Origin of the sequence: Nocardia sp. NPDC058633 (genome assembly GCF_042717045.1) — a bacterium.
Classification (GTDB): domain Bacteria; phylum Actinomycetota; class Actinomycetes; order Mycobacteriales; family Mycobacteriaceae; genus Nocardia.
Genome location: NZ_JBHXRA010000030.1, coordinates 1 through 16,926, shown reverse-complemented (window position 1 = coordinate 16,926; position 16,926 = coordinate 1). Strand labels below are relative to the sequence as shown.

Genomic DNA, 16,926 nt, shown 5'->3' with positions numbered 1-16,926 from the left:
GCGTTGTCCGCCGCCCGCCCCGCCTTCGACCCGACCGCTGAGCCGATCGGGCGAAACTCCGTTCCACCGCGTCGCACACGAGTGGCACTTAGGGTTGAGCCCGGGGGTGCCTTGGGGTTCGCGCACGCCCGCGAGATCTACGCCGGAGTGACGAATTGACCCAGCACACAAGCGAACTCGACCGAGTGATCGCCGAACGGCTCGAACCGTGGACCGCACGGCTCGGCGCCGACCGCAAGGCCTATTTCCATCATGTGTTGCGGGTACTGCGCTCGGCCGACCTCCTGTTCGCCCGCAGTGGCGAGCCGGGGCCGCCGCCGAGTGCGCGCGAGGAGTTCCGCACCGCGGCGACCTTCCACGATCTCGGCATCTGGGCCGCGGGCACGTTCGACTATCTCGAACCGTCGTGCGCCCTGGCGGCCGACTGGTTGATCGCACACCGCCGTGAGGACATCGCCGAACTCGTCGCCGACATGATCCGCGACCACCACCGGGTGCGCCCGACGGGCAACGCGACCGACCCGGTGGAGTTGTTCCGGCGGGCCGACCTGATCGATGTGACGTTCGGCGCGCGCCGCTACGGACTGCCGTACGCGGCCTACTCCGCGCTCACGCGGCGGTACCCCGACAGCGGGTTCCACCTCACGTTGGTGGAGCTGACGGTGCGGCGAGCGCTCATCCATCCACTCTCGCCCCTGCCGATGATGCGCTGGTGAGGCGCTATTTTCGCAGCACTATTGTCACTACGCCAATACTGCGGCACACTGGTATCCGTAACCACCGGTCACGCCTGGACCGGTGCTGTGCCGAGCCGAACAAGGAGACTCGATGGCCGCCAATCGGTCCAGCTGGATGAACGAGGACCTGGACGCCCTGCGTGACATGACCCGCGCGTTCATGGCCAAGGAACTGGTCCCCAATATCGACAAGTACCGCGAGCAGCACCACGTCGACCGCGACCTGTGGAACAAGGCGGGCGAAGTCGGCCTGCTGTGCATCTCCATCCCCGAGGAGTACGGCGGCGGTGGCGGCACCTTCGCCCACGAGGCCGTACTCATGGAGGAGCAGGCCCGCGCGGTCGACACCTCCTGGGGCATCAGCCTGCACAACGGCATCGTGGCCCACTACGTCCTCGCCTACGGCACCGAAGAGCAGAAGAAGCACTGGCTGCCGAAGATGGCCAGCGGCGAGGTCGTCGGCGCGATCGCGATGACCGAGCCCGGAACCGGCTCCGACCTGCAGGCCGTGAAGGCCAAGGCGATCCGCGACGGCGACGAGTACGTCATCAACGGCTCCAAGACCTTCATCACCAACGGCGCCCAGGCCGACCTGATCATCCTGGTCGCCAAGACCGACCCCACCCAGGGCGCCTCCGGCGTCTCGCTGGTGCTGGTCGAGGCCGACCGCGAGGGATTCCGTCGCGGCCGCGTGCTCGACAAGATCGGCCAGAAGGGCCAGGACACCTCCGAGCTGTTCTTCGAGGACGTGCGCGTCCCGGTGAGCAACCTGCTCGGCACCCAGGAGGGCCAGGGCTTCATCCAGCTGATGCAGCAGCTGCCCCAGGAGCGGCTGATCGTGTCGATGGGCGCCGTCGCTGGCATGGAGGTCGCCCTCGACCACACGCTGCGCTACACCAAGGAGCGCGAGGCGTTCGGCCGTGCGGTGTTCGGCTTCCAGAACACCAAGTTCAAGCTGGCCGAGGTCGCCACCGAGGCGCGCATCGCGCGCGTGTTCATCGACGACTGCGTCGAGAAGCATCTGCGCGGCGAGCTCGACATCCCGACCGTCGCCATGGCGAAGTGGTGGACCACCGACAAGGCCATGCAGATCGCCGACACCTGTCTGCAGCTGTTCGGTGGCTACGGCTACATGAACGAGTACCCGATCGCGCGCATGTGGGTCGACAACCGCGTCCAGCTCATCTACGCGGGCACCAACGAGATCATGAAGGAAATCATCGCCAGGAGCTTGTGATCCTCCTGACCGGTCGGTGATCCGGACCGGCCGCGAACATCTGTTCGCGGCCGGTTTTTCGCTGTTGGGGGGTCATTTCGTGACCTATCCGTCGTCCCCGCCGAGACGAATGTCCTTCGACAAGCGCCTACATTTGCGACGACGAGGACGGTGCGGCGACAGTGGACACGGGCGGCGGCGGTTCGACGGGACGACCCGGACCGGAACCGGTACTGCCGGACCGAACACAGATGATGCAGGCGGTCTGCGGAGTCGCCGGCGACAGTGATCCCGTCCTGTCCGCCGCGCACGAACTCGCCACCCTGCACGAACGCCGCGAACAACAGATACCCGGCGATACCGGCGACATCGATTGGGCCCGTGCGCGTCTGGTCTGCGAGATCGACCGCTGGGTCGCGCTGCGCTCCCCCACCCCCGAGACCTCGGCGCCGATGCACACCGAGAGCATCGGCGCGGTCGTCGACCGGATGGCCCATTTCGCCGCACTCACTTATCACGCGTTGGCCTGCGGCGCCGAAGCCGAGTTGCACGCCGCCCAACTGCGCCTGCACGAATTGGCTTGCGGCTACGAAGATCTCGTCGCCGAAGTGTCCAGCGGCGCACGCCGCCTGCCCGACGGACTCGACAGCGACACACCGGAAAGCGGCGGGACGCAATCGATCCGGAACGAGCCACGAACCGAATAGGCCGCCTACCCCCGACTGCTCAGGAGTCACCGCACGGGGCCGAAACAGCGACACACCGCCTGCTCGACGGCGTCAGAACATTCGTACCGCGACCAATCGCCAACTGTCCTTGCAGGCTTCGATGCGCCCCGCGATGGCCAACGTTCGCGGGCCACGCTGGTAGGAGGCGAAGACTTCGGCGGCGTCGCCCTCCACCGGGGTCAGGTGGACGCGGGTCAAGACGGCGGTCCCGAGACTTCGGTCGGGAGCCGAGTCCTGCGCGAGCATCGTGTTGATGGCGGCCAGCGCCTTCGGATCGGTGAACGCGCGCAGCTGAGTCGACGACCTGCGCCGATCGACGACTTCCAGCAGCAGCCGCAGGACCTGCTCGGTGAATCGCTTCGCGCCCGTGGGCGCTTCGGTGACCGCCGGTGTCGCTCGCGGGCAGGACGCGCGCACCGCCCTGCGGATACCGGCCGGCGTCGCGCCCGTCGACCGCGGCCGAACAGATCCGGTAACCCTGTGTGCCGCAACAGCATTCGTCGGCACGCAGCGCGGCGCCACGTCCCGGCCCTGCAACGGCGGCTCGCAATGTGGCGCGGGCGACAACACCATTCCGTCCGTTGACATACTCGTCCCCTTCGAGTTCGTCCACCCACTCCCCAGCGGTGGCGCACAGCATTACACGCGGCTACGACAAGTGTTCGCGAAATCAGCTCAGGTCACCTCGCGGTGTCCGCTCTCAGAACAGGGTCATCGGTTCGTCGGGCTCGGGCGTCGGTTGGCCGGGCAGCTCGGGGACGATCGCGCGCACCTCGTCGTGGAAGCGGCGGGCCAGCCCGCGCGCGGCGGCATTGTCGGGAGTGTGCACGAAGACCGTGGGCGAGCGACCTTCGCGCAACCAGTCGGCGACGGTCTCGATCCACGGCTGCCAGCCCGCGACGGTGCGTTCGGTGTCGGCGCGACCGTGATAGCGCACGATCGGGTACTCGGTCAGTGCCCGCATCCGGCGCGCGACGCGCGGCTTCTTCGCCCTGGCCTCGTATTCGGAGGGGTCACCCGGCGGCCCGTCGAACAGGACGGTCGTGTCGAACGGAACCCATTCGGCGCCGATCCGCCCGAGCACCCGTTCCAGTTGCGCCGCGGCCCGCTCGTCGTCGAAGAACGCTGGATGACGCACCTCCACCGCGCACCGCAACCCACCCGGCAGCTCACGCTGGAACCGCGCGAGCGCACCGAGATCGGTCGGCCCGAACGAAGCGGGCAGTTGGATCCACAGCGCGTGCACCCGCGTCCCGAGCGGCGCCATCACATCGAGAAACGCGCTCAGTTCGGCGCCGGCTTCGACGAGTCTGCGCTCGTGCGTCACCGCCCTCGGCGGTTTGAGCACGAACCGGAAATCCGGCGCGGTCTGTCGCGCCCACGACTCGACCGTGGACGTCGACGGCGTCGCGTAGAACGTGGTGTTGCCCTCGACCGCACCGCAGTGCCCGGCATAGGCACGCAGCCGCTCGCCGGGCGCGGGCATCCGCTGTTGCCACTGGGGGTGCGTCCACATCGCACACCCCATCCGCAGCTCACGCACAGGCCGACCGTAATACAGCGACCGGCCGCGCCTAAAATGAGACCGGTTGCCACCATTCGCCCCCGCGCGCGGGTGGCGGGATCGACGGTCTTTCCGTTCGCCCCCGCCACATCCATGACTGTCCCCGGTGCGCGCACAACGGAAAGGGCCTGTGATGGCGATTCTCACCACCGAGCGGCCCCGTGCTGTCTCGGCGACCCGCGCCTGGCTCGGCGTGTCCGCCGCCATGGTCGCGATCGCGTGGGGCGGCAACGAGTTCACGCCGCTGCTGGTGATGTACAAAGCCCATGGGCTGGCACTGACCGCGGTCGACCTGCTGCTGTTCTACTACGTCCTCGGCATCGTGCCCGCACTGCTCATCGGTGGCCCGCTCTCGGACCGGTTCGGTCGCCGCCCGCTGATGCTGCCCGCACCGCTCATCGCCGCGGCCGGTTCGCTGCTGCTGGCGGCGGGCGCGGCCTCGGTGCCGATGCTGGCGGCCGGGCGGATGCTGTGCGGCGTGGCGCTGGGCCTGGCGATGGCGGTCGGTGGCAGCTGGCTCAAGGAGCTGTCGCAACCACCGTTCGCCGAAGCCGCCGCGGGCACGGGGGCCCGCCGATCCGCGATGAGCCTGACCGCCGGGTTCGCCCTCGGCGCGGGCGTGGCGGGGACCCTCGCGCAGTGGGGACCGCTGCCCGATTCGACCGCCTATCTCGTGAACGCGGCGCTGTGCGTGGCGACCGCGTTCTGGGTGGCCCGAACACCGGAAACCGTGACTCGTCCGGCGAATCCGGGCAGGCTGCGCGAGGACCTGAAGATCCCCGCCGCCGGGCACCGACGATTCCTGCGTGTCGCGGTGCCCGTCGCGCTGTGGCTGTTCACCGCCAACGCCACCGCCTACGCCGTCCTGCCGACGCTGATGTTGCCACGCGTGCAGCATGCCCCGATCGCCTTCTCCGCCCTGGTCACCATGGTGACGCTCAGCTGCGGGTTCGCCATCCAATCGGTAGCTCGACGCATCGACCGCCCCGGCACCGCGCGCGCCGCGGTGGTCGCGCTGGTACTGCTCACCGCGGGGATGGTCATGGCCGCCTGGACGGCGGCCACCCTGAGTATCTGGGTGACGCTGCTGACCGCGGTGGTGCTCGGCAGCGGCTACGGCATCGGACTGGTCGCCGGCCTGCAACAGATCGAACGCCTCGCGGGCCCGGGCGACCTGGCCGGCCTGAACGCGGTCTTCTACTCGGTGAGCTATCTCGGCTTCGGCGTGCCCGCGGTCCTGTCGGCGCTGCACAGCGGCTTCGGCTTCGGCTACCCCGCCATGTTCCTTGTTACCGCCGTGATCGCCGCGAGCTGCCTCGCCCTGGTGGCCGCCAACTATCGCGAGGCACGAGCCGTCCACCCCTGATCGCCGCGCACTACGGTGGATCAGGTGAGCACCGACCCCGTCGAAGTCCTTCTTCGCTGGCAGGATCGCGGCGCGATCTGGCGGGTCGTGGGGCGCCGATCGGACTCGGTGACCGTCGCCCTGTACGACTGCACCGGCGGACAGGAAGTAGACCGCTTCACCTCCACCGATCCCGCCCTCCTGCGATTCCTCGGCGAGCGCGCCACCAGCGAGGGCTGACCCCCCCACCCGGCGAACGGGGTTACTCTGGTTGGCGTTGTCGCTTCACGCCCGTCGGCCGCTCACGGCCGGATCGCCGAGTGAGGAGAAACCATGTCGGCCCCTACCGAACTACCCGCTGGAACCTGGGTCATCGACCCCGCTCATTCCACCCTGCAGTTCTCCGTGCGCCACTTGATGGTGAGCAAAGTGCGCGGCCGATTCACCGAGTTCGCAGGCACGCTCGTGATCCACGCCGATGGCACCGCCGACGCCGATGTCGAGATGAAGGTCGCCTCGGTGACCACCGACAACGCGCAGCGCGACGGGCACCTGGCCTCCGCCGACTTCTTCGACGTCGCCAATCACCCGGTCGCCACCTTCAAGGCCACCGGTATCAAGGCGCTGAGCACCGATTTCTCCGTCACCGGTGACTTCACCATTCGCGGCAACACCCACCCGGTGACCCTCGACGTCGAATTCCTCGGCACCGGCCCCGGCATGGCCGACGCCCCGGTCGCCGGTTTCTCCGCGACCGCCACCATCAACCGCCGCGATTTCGGCCTCACCACCGACATACCGATGGCCGACGGCGGCGCCGTGATCGGCGACAAGATCAACCTCACGCTCGACGTCGAGGTCGGCCTGCAGAGCTGAGCGCACCGAGCACAGGAGGGCGCATGTCAGGACGACGTTTCCGAGCGGGCCTCGCCGCCGCGCTCATCGTGCTGGTCGCCGGTTGCGGCGGCTCGGCCCCCGACTCCGACACCGAATCCGCCGCCCCGCCCGCCCCGACGATCTCGGTCGCGCCGCAAGACGGTGCGACCGAGATCGACCCCCTCGGCTCGGTCCGCGTCAGCACCAGCGACGGGCAACTCACCGCGGTCACGATGACCAACGAGGACGGGGGCACCGTCGAGGGCATCTTCACCCCCGACCAGTCGGCGTGGAAACCCTCGGTGCCGCTCGGCTACGGCCGCACCTACACCGTCACCGCCGAAGCGGTCACCGTCAGCGGCAAGGTCGGCCCGATCACCTCGTCGTTCTCCACCCTGGCACCCAACAACCAGACCAAGGTGTACTTCCGGACCACGGGCGGCAAAGAGCTCTCCCCGTCGGGCACCTTCGGTGTCGGCACCGTCGTCGTCGCGCACTTCGACGAGAACGTGCCCGACCGCGCGACGGCGGAGAAGCACCTGTCGGTCACCACTGATCCCCCCGTCACCGGCTCCTGGTACTGGCTCGACGACCGCAACGCCCACTGGCGCCCCGCGAACTACTACGCACCCGGCACCACAGTGACCCTCACCGCCGACATCTACGGCAAGGACCTCGGCGGCGGCCTCTACGGCCAGGAGGACACCGAGACCAGCTTCACCATCGGTGACTCGCACGTCTCGATCGTCGACGACAACGACAAGCAGGTGCGGGTGTACGAGAACGGCGCGCTGGTCAGGACCATGCCCACCTCGCTCGGCAGGGGCGGCAGCGAGACCGTCGCGGGCAAGACCATCACCTTCTGGACCCAGCCCGGGATCTACACCGTGATGGAGAAGGCCAATCCGGTGGTGATGGATTCCTCCACCTACGGCCTGCCGGTGAACTCCCGGCTCGGGTACAAGGAAACCATCGGCTGGGCGACCAAGATCAGCACCGACGGCATCTACCTGCACCAACTCGACGACACCATCTGGGCACAGGGCAACACCAACGTCTCGCACGGCTGCCTCAACCTCAGCGGCGAGAACGCCCGCTGGTTCTACGAGTTCTCCCAGCCCGGCGATGTGGTCGAAATCAAGAACACCGGCGGCGCACCGCTGGAGGTGTGGCAGAACGGTGACTGGAGTGTGCCGTGGGAACAGTGGCAGGCAGGTAGCGCGCTGCGGTGAACGGGGACAACCACTGTGCCGCGACGCCGCACCGGGAGACGCCACGGCGGGGACCGCAGCGCGTCGGCAGGCGTGTCACCGCCGACCACCGCCCGCCCCGGCGCGGACGCGTTCGCCGAGCCGGGGCGATCATCGCCAAGATGGTGGTGGCCACCACCGCACTGGCCGTGCTCACCGGTACCGGCCTGGCCTGGTCGGCCAAACAGGACTTCGACTCCGGCTTCACCCATTCGACCGCGCTCGGCGCCGATGCCCCGCGTTCCGGTGGCGGTGCCGTCAACATCCTGCTGATCGGCTTGGATACCCGCAAGGATCTCGACGGCAACGACCTGCCGAAAGAGGTGCTCGACCAGTTGCACGCCGGGGACGGCACCGCGGGCGGTTACAACGCGAATTCGCTGATCCTGCTGCACATCCCCGCTGACGCGAGCAAGATCGTCGCCTTCTCCATTCCCCGCGACGACTACGTGACGGTAGCGGGTATCCCCGGCTACCAGCAGATCAAGATCAAAGAGGCGTACGGCCTGAAAAAGGCCGCGGTGCAGGCGAAGCTGATCGAGCAGGGCGAGCAGGACCCGATCGTGCTGGAGCGCCGCGGCCGTGAGGCCGGGCGCGCGTCCATCGTGAGCACCGTGCGCGATCTGGTGGGGGTGCCGATCGATCGCTTCGCCGAGATCTCCCTGGCCGGCTTCTACGACCTGGCCACCGCGCTGGGCGGCGTCGACGTCTGCCTCAACCAGGCCGTGGACGACAGCGAGTTCTCCGGCGCGGTGTTCCCCGCGGGCAGACAGCACCTCGACGGCGCGCAGGCCCTCGCGTTCGTCCGCCAACGCCACGGCCTGGCCAATGGCGACCTCGACCGAACCCACCGGCAGCAGGCATTCCTCACCTCGGTGGCCAAGTCGCTCAAAGACTCTGGAACGTTGACCAACCTGAGCAAGTTGTCGGCGCTGATGGATGTGGCACACCGCGATGTGGTGCTCTCCGACGGCTGGAATCTGTTCGACTTCGCCCGCGACCTCGGCGCGGCCGGTGCTGTCCCGGTGGAGTTCCGCACACTGCCGGTCCTGCGCTACGACGTGATCGATGGACAGGACGTGAACATCATCGACCCGGCCGCGATCAAACGCGAGGTGCGGGCCGCTTTCGGCCAGGAGCCGACGAAACCCGCCACCGCGGTCCCGACGAGCGTAGTCGATGTGCACAATGTGGGCACGGTGCAAGGTCGGGCCGCGGAGCTCTCGGCCGCGCTGACAAGCCGGGGCTACGGCGCGGGCGTGATCGGCAACGGCGATTCGAGCGACGGTCTGTCGTCGACGATCACCTACGGCCTCGGTGCCGCCGACGACGCTCGCACACTGGCAGAACTGCTCGGCGGACTGCCGACCGCCGCGTCGCCGTCGGTGCGGGACGGTCGCGTCCGGGTCGCTCTCGGCGCCGATTTCGCCCTGCCGGCCGAGCTGAGCCCGACGACATCGACGACCACACCGCCGACCACCACGACGTCGAACTCGATGCCACTGGCCGATGCGGGAAAACCCCTGTCCACCAACATCGGCAGCACCATCCCCTGCGTCAACTGAGACCCACCCATACCGGAGCGGGATCCCCCGTCGACGTCGAGCACGACCGAGAGACGCGTTCGGCCACCGGACCAGCCGGTGGCCGAACGATTCTCACTCCTCCGGTGCGTCCGGATACGCCTGCTGCCGGTATCCACCGCGCAGCGTTCCGTCCAGATACGCCGCCTTACAGGCCCTCCTGGCGATCTTCCCGCTCGATGTCCGCGGGATGGACCCCGCGGGCACCAGCAGCAGATCCCGCGCCATCACGCCGTGCCTGCGGGCGATCGCCGCCCGCACCGCGTCCGTGATCGGGCCCGGCTCGAGCTTCGCCGCCCCCGTGCCTCTTTCGGCGACGATCACCAGTTGTTCCGCCGCCGGATCGGACACGGTCCCGGCCGCGAGCACGGGCGCGGGCAACTGCCCCGCCTGCACCGAGAACGCCGCGATGAAACCGGGCCGCAGCGCGGAACTGGCCTCCTGCGCGGAGTATTCGAGATCCTGCGGATAGTGGTTGCGGCCGTCGACGATCACCAGGTCCTTCACTCGGCCGGTGATGAACAGCTCGCCGTCGTGATAGGCGCCGTAGTCGCCGGTCCGCATCCACTTCGCGTCGTCGGGCGCACCCTCGGCGCGACTACCGGCCGGCATCCGCGCGACCACGCGGTTGTGGAAGGTTTCCGCGGTCTCCTCCGGCCGCCCCCAGTACCCGATGCCCATGTTGTCGCCGTGCAACCAGATCTCGCCGACCTCGCCGTCGCGCCGCTCGATCCCGGTGCCGGGGTCCACGATCACCGCCCACTGCGACCGCGCGACATAGCCACACGACACCTGCGCCACCGCGTTCGGGGCGTGCTCGTCGCACTCGACCATCCTGCCCTCGTTCAACTGCCCCCGGTCGACATAGACCACCCGCGCCTCGTTGTCGCGCTTGGTCGCCGACACGAACAGCGTCGCCTCGGCCATCCCGTAGCACGGCTTGATCGCGGTCTTGGACAGTCCGTACGGCGCGAACGCCTCGTTGAATTTGCGCATCGAGGCCACCGACACCGGCTCGCTGCCGTTGATCAGGCCGATCACATTCGACAGGTCGAGGGACTCGTCGCCCTTGGGCAACCCCCGTGTCGCCGCATGCTCGAACGCGAAATTCGGTGCCGCCGAATAGATTTCGGCGCCATCGGCCTGAGCCGCCAGTTCCTTGATCCAGCGCGCGGGCCTGCGCACGAACGCGCTCGGCGACATGATGGTGATGAACTTGCCGCCGATGGTCGGCAGGATCACCGTGAGCAGTCCCATGTCGTGGAACAGCGGCAACCAGGTGACCCCGCGCGCGTTCTCGGTGATCCCGATGGCATCGATCATCTGCAGCAGGTTCGTGCCCACCGAGCGATGGGTGATCTCGACACCGGCGGGCACCCGAGTGGACCCGGAGGTGTACTGCAGGTAGGCCACACTGTCGATATTGATGTCGGGCCTGCGCCAGCGGGTACCGACGGTGTCGGGAATCGCCTCCACCGCAATGATTCTGGGCCGTTGTGCGGCCGGCTGTTCGCGGAAGAAGTTGCGCACCCCCGCGGCCGCGCTGCCGACGGTGAGCACCGCGGCGGGTTCGCAGTCGCCGAGCACGGCGTGCAGGCGGTCGCTGTGGCCCTGCTCCTCCGGATCGAACAGTGGCACAGCCACATTTCCCGCGTACACCGCCGCGAACAGCGCGACGACATAGTCGAGCCCCTGCGGCGCCAGTACCGCCACCCGGTCGCCGGGCTGGGTCACCTGCTGCAACCGCGCCGCCACCGCGCGCAGTCGCACGCCGAATTCGCGCCAGGTCAGTTCCTGGTATTCCCCCTCACGTTCGGTCGAATAGTCGATGAAGCGGTAGGCCAGATCGTCCCCGTTGGCCTCGCTGTGCTTGTCGACGAAGTCGATCAAAGTCTGATCACCGGGAATCCGGATAGTCCCCAGTTCGTCTACATAGTCGTCGAAAGTGTCGCCGATCATTCCCAATCCTTTTCAACGCACATTGACCAGAACCCGCCACTGCTCGGCGAATCGTCAATACCGCCCGAACGAGATCGCCACGTTGTGACCGCCGAAACCGAAGGAGTTGTTCACCGCGTAATCGATGCGACCGCGCCGCGCCTGACCCGAGACCACGTCCAAATCGATCGCGGGGTCCTGATTGTCCAAATTCAGGGTGGGCGGAACGATGCTGTCGCGCACACTGAGCACGGTCAGTACCGACTCGAGCGCGCCGACCGCACCGATCGAATGCCCCAGTGCCGATTTCGGCGCGTACACCGACGCGTGCGAACCGATCGCCTTCGCGATCGCGTTCGCCTCGGCGGTGTCACCGATCGGGGTGGCGGTGGCGTGGGCGTTGATGTGGGTGACGTCGGTGCGACTGATCCCACCGGTCTGCATCGCCCGCGTCATCGCCCGCGCGGCGCCGGTGCCCTCGGGATCCGGTGCGACGAGGTGAAATCCGTCCGAGGTGACGCCCGCGCCGAGCAGTCGCGCGTGAATGGTCGCGCCACGCGCCTTGGCGTGCTCCTCGGTCTCGATCACCATCATCGCGCCCGCCTCGCCGAAGACGAACCCGTCGCGGTCGGCGTCGAAGGGACGCGAGGCCGCCTTGGGATCGTGGTTGCGGGTGCTCATCGCCCGCATCTGGGTGAATGCCGCGATCGGCACCGCCTGGATGGAGCCCTCGACACCGCCGGTGACCACCATGTCAGCATCGCCCATCACGATCATCCGCCACGCGTTGGCGATGGCCTCCGAGCCCGACGAACAGGCCGACACCGGCGTGGAAACCCCCGCGCGCGCCCCCAATTCGATGCCGACGCAGGCCGCGGGGCCGTTGGGCATGATGGCCTGCACGGTCAGCGGCGAGACCTTGCGGTAGCCGCCGTTGCGGAGCCGGTCTCGTGCGTAGATCAACGATTCCGCGCCACCGAGGCCGGTGCCGATGGAGACGCCGAGTCGGTCGCGATCCACCTCGGGATTGCCCGCGTTGCGCCACACCTCGCGCCCGAGCACCACGGCCATCTGTTCGACGTAGGACAGTTTGCGCGCCTCTTCGCGGGTGAGCGAGAGGGTGGGCGACACCTTCAGGTGGCCGCCGATCCGCACCGGCAATTCGAAGTCGTCGATGAAGGAATCTTCCAAGACGTCGATCCCGCTCTCGCCGTTGAGCAGACCTTTCCAGGTCGAGTCGACGTCGCCCGCGATCGACGTGGTCGCCGCCAGGCTCGTGACCACGATGTCCGTCATAATTTTTCGCTCACTCTCTCTAGCTATGCCACGACTGAACGGGAACCGCTGATGGAGCTGAACTGGTGGAGCGTATATGCACACGACGCGACGCGCCCAAATTCTTCGAACAGGGCGCAGATGCACCGTGTCGTTTCCAGGCGCAGTGCGCCGGGTCTATTGTGACGACGGGCAACACTACCGGACCGACGCAACTCTCGCTTTTCACTAACCGGAAAGGGCAACGAGCGTGGCCAGGAACCTGACCCAACTGGAACTACTGATCGAGCTGGAACCCATCGCCGCGAGCAATGTCGACCGCCATCTCGCGATGGCCAAAGACTGGCACCCGCACGATTATGTGCCGTGGGACCGTGGCCGCAACTTCGCGTCTCTGGGTGGAATCGATTGGGACCCAGAACAATCGGCGCTCAGCGAGCTCGCCAAGGCGGCGATGATCACCAATCTGCTCACCGAGGACAACCTGCCCTCCTACCACCGCGAGATCGCCGAGAACTTCTCCAAGGACGGCGCGTGGGGAACCTGGGTCGGCCGCTGGACCGCCGAGGAGAACCGACACGGCATCGTGCTGCGCGACTACCTCGTGGTGACGCGCGGAGTCGACCCGGTCGCGCTCGAGCAAGCCCGAATGATCCACATGACCAACGGGTATTCGGCGATGGCCGTCGTGGACGACAAGGCCCCCGGCTTCGACATCCACACCTCGACCGGCGCCGGAATCCTGTTCTCCGTCGCCTATGTGACCTTCCAGGAGCTGGCCACCAGGGTCAGTCACCGCAATACCGGTCGCGTCTGCGACGACCCGATCGCCGACCGCATGCTGGCCCGCATCGCCGCCGACGAGAACCTGCACATGATCTTCTACCGCAATCTGTGCGCCGCTGCGCTCGACCTGGCCCCCGACCAGACCATCGAGGCGATCAACACCATCGTGCAGAACTTCCAGATGCCCGGCGCGGGCATGCCGGGCTGGCGACGCAACGGTGTGCTGATGGCCAAGCACGGCATCTACGACCTGCGCCAGCACATGGAGGAGGTCCTGATGCCGGTGCTGCGCAAGTGGAACATCTTCGAGCGCAACGATTTCGGTCCGCGTGGCGAGCGAGCCCGCGAGGATCTGGCGGCGTTTCTCGAGCGGCTCGGCGCCGATGTCCTGCGTTTCGAGGAGCAGCGCGATCGTTCACTGGCACGCGCGGCCGAGCGCGCGCACCAACCGGTCTGATCGACTCCGGCCCGGCCGCTACCGGGCCGGATCGCGGCGCGCGTCGTTCTTGTTGCGATACATCGCCGCGTCGGCGGCGTGCACCAATTCGTCCACGGCGCCGGGCAATTGCTCGAAGAAGGCGGTGCCGATACTGGCGCCGACGGCGAGCATGTGCCCGTCCACCTCGAGCGGCTCGGTCAGCGCGGACAGCAACGCGTCGGCCAGCAGCGTCAATTGTGCTTCACCGGAACAATTTTCGACCAGCACCAAGAACTCGTCACCCCCGATGCGGGCGGCGAGCGCGTCGGCCGGACGCACCGTGTCGCGCATCCGGTCGGCTACGACCTGTAGGACACGGTCACCGATGGTGTGCCCCCACAGGTCGTTGATCTCCTTGAAGCCGTCGAGGTCGAGATAGCAGACCCCGATCGGGGCTTGCGCGTCGGCCAGCCGGGTGAACAGGTGCGGCCGGTTCGGCAAGCCGGTGAGCGCGTCGTGATTGGCGTCGTGCCACAGGCGATCGGCGAGCTGCTTGCGCTCGGTGACATCGACCGCGACCCCGATCAAGAACTCGATGCCGCCATCGGTGCCCCGCACCGCCGACATCGACAGGTCGATCGCGGTGACCCGGCCGTCGGTGTGCAGGTGCTCGGTCTCGGTGCGGAAACTCTCGGTTTCGCCCGCGACCATGCGTTGGAGTTGTACGAACGCGAAGTTCATGTTCTGTGGGCCGAGAATATCGGCGACGGTCCGGCCCGGCATCGTCTCCGGTGTCTGGCCGAGCATCTGGGCCATGGTGGCATTGCAGTTCACCACCTGACCGGTCATGTCCACGGTGCCGATACCGACAAGGGCCCCGTCGAAGACCGCCTCGAAGCGAGCTTCCGAGAGTGCCCGCCGATTCTCGGCCTCCTGCGCCGCCGCGAGCACCGCGGCCAGTGTCGTCTCCTGTTCGGCCAGCGCGGCGCCCCGCAACGCCGCGGTGAAGCCGGCCGCGAAGTCGGCGGCCAGGCCGACCGCCCGGTTGCGGATCTGCGGCAGGGCGGGGTCGGCCGGGCCGTCGGCGGCGACCTCGACAAGGTCGAGGCACATCACCGCCACCGAACGGCTGACCGCCGCCGGATCACGATAGTTGGCGGCGACCAGCATCCGCGCCGCCCGGCGCGCGATATCGGGATCCTCGCCGCCGCGCGCGGCATCGATCAGGCCGGTGCAGAGTGCGGCCAGCATCTCGTCGATCTGGGAGCGGTTGAGGGTAGGAGCGACGACGCCGTCGAGGGCATCCGCCCACCGCTGCGCCAGCTCCCATGACCCCACTGCTGCATCCACCTGTCATCGTGTGTCCCGCCGCCTTGGCAGGCGGCCTACTCCTTGATCGCCACTCCACCGAGGCCTAGTGAACGGCCCGGCTTCTCGTGCTGATCACGCTCGGACTCCGGCTGCCACAACGGCAGCTCGACAACGCCGGGCTCGACCGAATTCCAGCCCTCGAACAGGGCGACTATCTCATCCTTGGACCGGAAGTGAATTCCGACCTTGGACTGATTCACCGAGTGCGTACCCAGTTTACCGGCGTCGTCGGGCCGAAGCTCGGACGTGAGATGTGAAATGGCTATGAAACTACCCGGCGCCACGGCTTCGCGCAGCGCGGCTACCTTGCCGATCGGATCATCGGCATCGGCCACCAGATGTAGCACCGCGATCAGCAGCAAGCCCACCGGCTCGTCGAAATCGATCAGCCCGGTCCCGCGAACCGCCTCGATCAGGTCGCCGGGTTTGCGAAGGTCGGCCTCGATCGCACTCGCCTGCGTGTTGCCGTGCAGGATGGTTCGCGAATGGGCCACCGCCACCGGATCGATGTCGACGTAGAGCACCCGCGCCTGCGGGTCGATCTCGTGGACGATCTCGTGCACATTGCCCGCAGTGGGTATGCCCGACCCGATGTCGAGGAACTGCCTGATCCCGGCGTCGAGCATGAAACGGACCGCCCGGCGCAGAAAAGCACGATTGCTCAGCGCGAGCCGCGGCAAATCGGGGACCAGATTGATCGCCATCTCCGCGGCTTCGCGATCGACGGCGAAATTGTGCGACCCGCCGAGCAGGGCGTCGTACATCCGAGCTGGGCTCGGATGTTGCATATCGACGCCCTCGGGCGCCCATACCGGCCTGTCCATCGATAACCCCTGTCTGCCATTACTCCCAGTGCGCCGCCGCAACCGCGCGGTGACGCCAGTCGAATCGTAAACGGCGTCACCGACATCGGCGCGGCTATCGTCCAGCGAGGTTCGTGTACATAACTAACTCACGGTGCCGATGGAGGGGCCCGGCGTACGACCGAGCGATTCTACTTCTCGGCACCGTAGGGCTGAGCCCAGAGCGGGGCGACATCGGGAGTCATGGTGGCGACTACCGGGATGCCCGCGGCCATGAAGTTGTCCAGGGCCCGCCGCATATGGTCGGCGGAGGTGATGAGGACAGCTTTGGTCACGCCGAGCGCTTCCATCATGCGCGCCGAGAACTCGGCATTCTGCGCGGTGGAGCCGGCTTCGGTTTCCGCGTGCAGCCGCTGCCTGGCGACACCGCGAATATTGAGCCAGTCGGCCATCACCTGCGCCTCGGTGACACCGTTGCGTGGATTGCCACCGGTCACGATGACCGGGGAAGCGGGTGACATATAGGCCTGGACCAGCGCCGCGTGCAAGCGATTGCCCAGCTCTGGTCGCATCGTCCCATCCGGCATCAGGCCGTAGCCGAGCACCACGATCGCGGTCTCGGGACCGTAGGTGGCGGGCAGCTCGATCCCGGCGAGGCCTGCCACCGAATCGACCACACCGATCAGCGGGTCGGTGGTCGGTGCCGCCACACCGGGCGGCGCGGCCGCTACGACCGCCCCGATCAGTGCGGCAGGCAGCACGAAGGCTGCCGCACAACGACGCAGAGCCTGGTGAGTGAAGAGCCAGTCCATGGTGACCTCCCGAAGCGACGTCGCATCATCGTCGCTCACCCGGGCTCTCGACATGCCGATTTCTGAAATGTTGATAGTTCGGACTGCCGATTCGGCCGAGGAGATAGCTTGTGAACGCAAAAAGGCCCTCCAACCGAAGTTGGAGGGCCTTTCGCAATGATGTTCCGGCAGTGTCCTACTCTCCCACACCCTGTCGAGTGCAGTACCATCGGCGCAGGTGGCCT

16 protein-coding genes are annotated in these 16,926 nt (G+C 67.5%); 9 read left to right on the top strand and 7 right to left on the bottom strand.

Annotation, left to right across the window (positions count from 1 at the left end; translation table 11 throughout):
• The first annotated feature begins 155 nt into the window (after window positions 1-155).
• The 3 genes from ACFWUR_RS28470 (at window position 156) to ACFWUR_RS28460 (ending at window position 2,660) form a co-directional block, all read left to right on the top strand.
• Window positions 156-716 carry an HD domain-containing protein gene (locus tag ACFWUR_RS28470; RefSeq protein WP_378910918.1) on the top strand — a complete coding sequence of 187 codons (561 nt, stop codon included), beginning with the start codon at window positions 156-158 and terminating at the stop codon, window positions 714-716.
• Window positions 717-828: 112 nt separating this feature from the next.
• A complete protein-coding gene (locus ACFWUR_RS28465; RefSeq protein WP_378910917.1) occupies window positions 829-1,974 on the top strand; it encodes an acyl-CoA dehydrogenase family protein in 1,146 nt (381 codons plus the stop codon).
• Window positions 1,975-2,204: 230 nt separating this feature from the next.
• Complete coding sequence (locus tag ACFWUR_RS28460; RefSeq protein ID WP_378910915.1) at window positions 2,205-2,660, top strand: DUF4254 domain-containing protein; 456 nt, start codon at window positions 2,205-2,207, stop codon at window positions 2,658-2,660.
• 72 nt (window positions 2,661-2,732) lie between these two features.
• Here the strand turns inward: ACFWUR_RS28460 and ACFWUR_RS28455 are convergent, their stop codons facing one another.
• Both ACFWUR_RS28455 and ACFWUR_RS28450 read right to left on the bottom strand, forming a co-directional pair.
• Window positions 2,733-3,098: an Rv3235 family protein gene (locus ACFWUR_RS28455; RefSeq protein ID WP_378910914.1), complete on the bottom strand. Its 366-nt coding sequence runs from the start codon at window positions 3,096-3,098 to the stop codon at window positions 2,733-2,735.
• A gap of 283 nt (window positions 3,099-3,381) precedes the next feature.
• On the bottom strand, window positions 3,382-4,224 hold the full coding sequence (locus ACFWUR_RS28450) for a DUF72 domain-containing protein (protein ID WP_378910912.1): 843 nt from the start codon (window positions 4,222-4,224) through the stop codon (window positions 3,382-3,384).
• A 154-nt stretch (window positions 4,225-4,378) separates the two neighbouring features.
• Here ACFWUR_RS28450 and ACFWUR_RS28445 point away from each other — a divergent pair, with 154 nt between their 5' ends.
• The 5 genes from ACFWUR_RS28445 (at window position 4,379) to ACFWUR_RS28425 (ending at window position 9,281) form a co-directional block, all read left to right on the top strand.
• The gene (locus ACFWUR_RS28445; protein WP_378910911.1) at window positions 4,379-5,611 is read left to right on the top strand and encodes an MFS transporter; all 1,233 of its coding nucleotides are present in this window, start codon (window positions 4,379-4,381) and stop codon (window positions 5,609-5,611) included.
• A 24-nt stretch (window positions 5,612-5,635) separates the two neighbouring features.
• Window positions 5,636-5,830 carry a hypothetical protein gene (locus ACFWUR_RS28440; RefSeq protein ID WP_378910909.1) on the top strand — a complete coding sequence of 65 codons (195 nt, stop codon included), beginning with the start codon at window positions 5,636-5,638 and terminating at the stop codon, window positions 5,828-5,830.
• Window positions 5,831-5,923: 93 nt separating this feature from the next.
• The gene (locus ACFWUR_RS28435) at window positions 5,924-6,466 is read left to right on the top strand and encodes a YceI family protein (RefSeq protein WP_378910907.1); all 543 of its coding nucleotides are present in this window, start codon (window positions 5,924-5,926) and stop codon (window positions 6,464-6,466) included.
• A 23-nt stretch (window positions 6,467-6,489) separates the two neighbouring features.
• On the top strand, window positions 6,490-7,698 hold the full coding sequence (locus ACFWUR_RS28430) for an Ig-like domain-containing protein (protein WP_378910906.1): 1,209 nt from the start codon (window positions 6,490-6,492) through the stop codon (window positions 7,696-7,698).
• Window positions 7,699-7,838: 140 nt separating this feature from the next.
• Window positions 7,839-9,281, top strand: coding sequence for an LCP family protein (locus ACFWUR_RS28425; protein ID WP_378910967.1), 1,443 nt, complete (start codon window positions 7,839-7,841; stop codon window positions 9,279-9,281).
• Window positions 9,282-9,374: 93 nt separating this feature from the next.
• On the opposite strand, the gene fadD32 is transcribed toward ACFWUR_RS28425, so the two are convergent.
• Together fadD32 and ACFWUR_RS28415 are read right to left on the bottom strand one after the other, a co-directional pair.
• Window positions 9,375-11,255, bottom strand: a complete 1,881-nt coding sequence (fadD32, locus tag ACFWUR_RS28420; RefSeq protein ID WP_378910965.1) for a long-chain-fatty-acid--AMP ligase FadD32 — start codon at window positions 11,253-11,255, stop codon at window positions 9,375-9,377.
• A 57-nt stretch (window positions 11,256-11,312) separates the two neighbouring features.
• Window positions 11,313-12,560: a KasA/KasB family beta-ketoacyl-ACP synthase gene (locus ACFWUR_RS28415; RefSeq protein ID WP_378910964.1), complete on the bottom strand. Its 1,248-nt coding sequence runs from the start codon at window positions 12,558-12,560 to the stop codon at window positions 11,313-11,315.
• Between the two features lie 202 nt (window positions 12,561-12,762).
• On the opposite strand from ACFWUR_RS28415, the gene ACFWUR_RS28410 reads away from it, so the two are divergent.
• On the top strand, window positions 12,763-13,755 hold the full coding sequence (locus tag ACFWUR_RS28410) for an acyl-ACP desaturase (protein ID WP_378910904.1): 993 nt from the start codon (window positions 12,763-12,765) through the stop codon (window positions 13,753-13,755).
• A gap of 18 nt (window positions 13,756-13,773) precedes the next feature.
• On the opposite strand, the gene ACFWUR_RS28405 is transcribed toward ACFWUR_RS28410, so the two are convergent.
• The 3 genes from ACFWUR_RS28405 to ACFWUR_RS28395 form a co-directional block, all read right to left on the bottom strand.
• The gene (locus ACFWUR_RS28405; RefSeq protein ID WP_378910903.1) at window positions 13,774-15,066 is read right to left on the bottom strand and encodes a diguanylate cyclase domain-containing protein; all 1,293 of its coding nucleotides are present in this window, start codon (window positions 15,064-15,066) and stop codon (window positions 13,774-13,776) included.
• Between the two features lie 35 nt (window positions 15,067-15,101).
• Window positions 15,102-15,911, bottom strand: a complete 810-nt coding sequence (locus ACFWUR_RS28400; protein WP_378910901.1) for an SAM-dependent methyltransferase — start codon at window positions 15,909-15,911, stop codon at window positions 15,102-15,104.
• A 170-nt stretch (window positions 15,912-16,081) separates the two neighbouring features.
• The gene (locus ACFWUR_RS28395) at window positions 16,082-16,741 is read right to left on the bottom strand and encodes a YdcF family protein (RefSeq protein WP_378910899.1); all 660 of its coding nucleotides are present in this window, start codon (window positions 16,739-16,741) and stop codon (window positions 16,082-16,084) included.
• Window positions 16,742-16,926 lie beyond the last annotated feature (185 nt).

What these genes read in the sequence shown, in the direction of transcription:
- ACFWUR_RS28465 (WP_378910917.1), top strand. Translation starts at nt 829, where the DNA reads ATGGCCGCCAATCGGTCCAGCTGGATGAACGAGGACCTGGACGCCCTG.
- ACFWUR_RS28460 (WP_378910915.1), top strand. Translation starts at nt 2,205, where the DNA reads ATGATGCAGGCGGTCTGCGGAGTCGCCGGCGACAGTGATCCCGTCCTG.
- ACFWUR_RS28445 (WP_378910911.1), top strand. Translation starts at nt 4,379, where the DNA reads ATGGCGATTCTCACCACCGAGCGGCCCCGTGCTGTCTCGGCGACCCGC.
- ACFWUR_RS28435 (WP_378910907.1), top strand. Translation starts at nt 5,924, where the DNA reads ATGTCGGCCCCTACCGAACTACCCGCTGGAACCTGGGTCATCGACCCC.
- ACFWUR_RS28430 (WP_378910906.1), top strand. Translation starts at nt 6,490, where the DNA reads ATGTCAGGACGACGTTTCCGAGCGGGCCTCGCCGCCGCGCTCATCGTG.
- ACFWUR_RS28425 (WP_378910967.1), top strand. Translation starts at nt 7,839, where the DNA reads ATGGTGGTGGCCACCACCGCACTGGCCGTGCTCACCGGTACCGGCCTG.
- ACFWUR_RS28400 (WP_378910901.1), bottom strand. Translation starts at nt 15,911, where the DNA reads ATGGACAGGCCGGTATGGGCGCCCGAGGGCGTCGATATGCAACATCCG.